The organism is Synechococcus sp. Cruz CV12-2-Slac-r, from assembly GCF_024346075.1.
Classification (GTDB): Bacteria; Cyanobacteriota; Cyanobacteriia; order PCC-6307; family Cyanobiaceae; genus Synechococcus_D.
Map to the genome: position 1 here is coordinate 1 of NZ_JAGQEK010000181.1, position 3109 is coordinate 3109.

Below are 3109 nucleotides of genomic sequence, written 5' to 3' on the forward strand. Positions count from 1 at the left end.
AAGATTTCGCTGCTGGATGCGGGGGATACGGATGGCAAAGTGACAGACAGAACAGTTAGAAGGAAGGAGGATGGGTCCCTCCTGACCGATTATACCTCAAACCCCTCCACACCTACAAAAACCAATAACACCAAAGGGTCTTTAGAGACCCTTTTTTAGTGAGTTGCGGTCATTTGCGGCATTGATTACCTGGCACGGTTGCTGCTGATTTTGGGTTGGGCGGCAGGGTTAAGGGTGTTACTGATGTTTTATTTGCCTGTAGATAGATAAGTTTCTACAGCAAAGCAATGGCACTCATAAGCACCATAAGATTTTTACTTTCACATCTATTTCTAATGTTTATTTCCCCTCCAATACAGCATTTTGCGCCCTAACTGCTATTGCTATAATCATCATCATTCCAGCGTGGTGCATTGCAACTGCGAAACTGCTGGGCGATTTCTTGCCACTGCTCGGGGAGTTGCTGCAATGTAGGCAGGTTGAGTGGCAGTGCTTGCTGACCAATACATTGCCTATGGCGTTTGCTATTCCCTTGTGCTCTGGTGGCAGTGCCTTTGAGCAACGCAATCAACTTGCTGCCCCATTGTTTAATTTTGATTGGTTTTGATTTGCAGCGGTATTTCTTACAGAAGTTTTGATATCTCTTAGAGCATCCAGTGAGTGTGGGTGCAAGTTGCAGAAAAGCAGGATGCCAGTCGCTCAATCCATCTGCTTCTAATCTGCTGTAGTGCCCGTAGTTGGAATAGGGGTCATAAAACCCCTTACGCACTCCTGCTGCCTTTGGATTGGCGTGAATGTAACGCAGGGTATTGAGCGCTCTTTGGTGGTCTTCTGGGGCAATCGGTGTGGCGTAATACCTTGCTTCCCAGAAGTGCCCGCAACGCTTTGAGATGCGATTGAGCAGCATTGAGGCATACCACCCCACCCAGTGCATCAGTTTCGGTAGTTGGGTGGCATCTTGTGGTTTAAGGAGCAGGTGAATGTGATTTGCCATCAAGCACACTCCATAAGTGCGAAACGGGTATTTCTGCTTTGCTTTTTCTAATACCACTAAAAGCACATCACGCCTGATGCGTTTAGCAATCAAAAACTGACGACTATTGCAACGCAGGGTGATATGAAATGAATGCTCCTGCGGTAGATAGCGTTTAGGGCGTGGCATTGGTTAGGTGCATCAAGCAGGTGCTGTTGCAGTGCTGCTTTTACTTTGCTGCCTTGCCTTTTGATGTGTTGCGGTAGGTATCACCTATAAGACCCAGCACCAGCACTTCCAGATTGCGAAATGATTTGTGAGTTTTCTGTAACTCTTGGAGCATTGCTGCTTCTACTGGTGGGATACGCAAGGTAATAGTTTTCATTTGATTTCCTGCTGTAGGTGGCGTTGGAGTTTCTCTGCGATTGCTGCACGGCAGAAGGCAGATAAGTTGAGGTGTTGGGTTGCTTTGAGGTGCTGCAGGGTCTGCTGGAGGTCTTGTGCGTCTTTGGTGGGATAGGTGATGGTGAGTTGGTTGCGTTTCATTTGATGAGTTGAGTGCGGTTGCAAGTGTTTGTGAGGTCACTACTGAATGGGTCAAGTGATAAGTGCTCTGGTGTGATTTGCTTGCTCAAGTAGTTGCTGATGCGTCTGTAGTCAGTGTCGTGCGGGTGTATGCGTTGGGCGTCTATTGATTTCCACTTTGATAATGCTTTTACTTTGCTGGGTAGTGTTTTAGTGAATAAGTGCTCTACTGCTGCTTGAGTATTGATAGAAGGCGGTAGTGCTTCTGCAATCAGGTGAGTGTGATATTGACCAGTGCCTTGATGTGATATTTCGTGAAAGAAAATCATTGATGGGTAGTGGTAAGCACCAGCACCCTTCATGGTCTTATCTCTTGCTTGGTAGATGATGCGGTGCAGTTTTCGTTTGAGGTCTTGAGCATCCTTGAGCACCTCTTGCTCTTGAGTTTTGTTGTCGGTGTAGTGAAAGGAAATCAACCAGTGGGGATTGATTTTGGTTGTTAGGTGCTGGTGAATGAGTGACCTGATGCTGCGTTTTAGGCGTTGGGATTGGAGTGTTTCTTGTTGTGTTATTGATTGCATTTTGATTGGGTTGTCTTGAGTTATTTGAGTTTTCTTATTTTGTTTAGTTTTTGATGGGTATAGGTCACCCACTGACCCCAACTGCCTGTATGTGCTGTTGCTGCCTGTGAGTGCTACTGCTATTCAGTTGTAGGAATGCAGGTGATTGCTCCTCGCTCTACGGAGTGAGCACTGCAGATGTATTTATTTATGTGGTTTATTATTTCTGCAGGGTGATTTGTGTTGCTTTGCTTGTAAATGCTGATTAGTCGCGGGCAAAGAGCGCAGAGATAGAAGAGTGATTGTTGTTTTTATTGCTATTTCTGTTGTTGTTGTTGATTTTTATCAAGCAACTGCCCAACTCGGCATCAGCAAGCGACCCGTTGGTTTGGCGTAGGTCTCCAGCAGCATCTTGGTGGAATGACCTGCCGCCGCTGCAAGGTCTGCTGGTGAGTTTCCCATTGCCAGTGCGTGAGACAGGAAAGTATGGCGTTGGGCATAAAGGCGGCGTGGTTGCAGATAGCAGCGTTTCAGGGAGCGGCACCACACCCTTGCAAGCAGGTGGTCATAAACATTGCTGTGGGTGCTGGGAGTGAGAAACACCAATCCATAGGGGTCATAGAGACCCAGTTGCTGCATCTGCTGCTGGTGCTCCTTGAGAGTGGTTGCAAGCAAGGAAGTCAACGGCACTACCCGTTGCTTACCTGTTTTAGTTGTGCCCCAGATGTGATTTCTGGAGGAATACCCATCCCGCTTGAGGGTCTTGTAAATCAATATCTCACCTTCTACCCAGTGAATACAATCCCAAGTCAATCCCCTGACTTCTGCATTTCGCATTCCTGTGCTCATCCATAGCAGAAAGAGTGGATAAAACCATTCTTCTTTTCTTTTTAGGTCACTCAGCACTGATTGAATATCAGCAGTTGAAAGCACATCACTTTGCACTGACCTTTTGGTGAGTTTGAGGGTATGGGAAAACAAGTGGCGGTTATTTCCAGAGCACTGACGGCAGTGCATCAAAATGCTACTGATAGTGCGGTTAGATAAACCA

The 3109-nt window shown here is 46.7% G+C and carries 5 protein-coding genes; all 5 read right to left on the reverse strand.

The features are described 5' to 3' along the window. Window positions 1–370: 370 nt before the first annotated feature. The 5 genes from KB557_RS10245 to KB557_RS10265 all read right to left on the reverse strand — a co-directional run bounded on the left by KB557_RS10245 (window position 371) and on the right by KB557_RS10265 (window position 3003). Window positions 371–1162: a transposase gene (locus KB557_RS10245; RefSeq protein ID WP_255133894.1), complete on the reverse strand. Its 792-nt coding sequence runs from the start codon at window positions 1160–1162 to the stop codon at window positions 371–373. A 40-nt stretch (window positions 1163–1202) separates the two neighbouring features. Beyond that, a complete protein-coding gene (locus KB557_RS10250) occupies window positions 1203–1358 on the reverse strand; it encodes a hypothetical protein (RefSeq protein ID WP_255133896.1) in 156 nt (51 codons plus the stop codon). Next, the gene (locus KB557_RS10255; protein ID WP_255133897.1) at window positions 1355–1519 is read right to left on the reverse strand and encodes a hypothetical protein; all 165 of its coding nucleotides are present in this window, start codon (window positions 1517–1519) and stop codon (window positions 1355–1357) included. The genes KB557_RS10250 and KB557_RS10255 overlap by 4 nt, the downstream gene beginning before the upstream one ends. Then, window positions 1516–2151, reverse strand: coding sequence for a hypothetical protein (locus KB557_RS10260; RefSeq protein WP_255133899.1), 636 nt, complete (start codon window positions 2149–2151; stop codon window positions 1516–1518). Before KB557_RS10260 ends, KB557_RS10255 begins: the two co-directional genes overlap by 4 nt. A gap of 252 nt (window positions 2152–2403) precedes the next feature. Continuing rightward, window positions 2404–3003, reverse strand: coding sequence for a site-specific integrase (locus KB557_RS10265; protein ID WP_255133901.1), 600 nt, complete (start codon window positions 3001–3003; stop codon window positions 2404–2406). Window positions 3004–3109 lie beyond the last annotated feature (106 nt).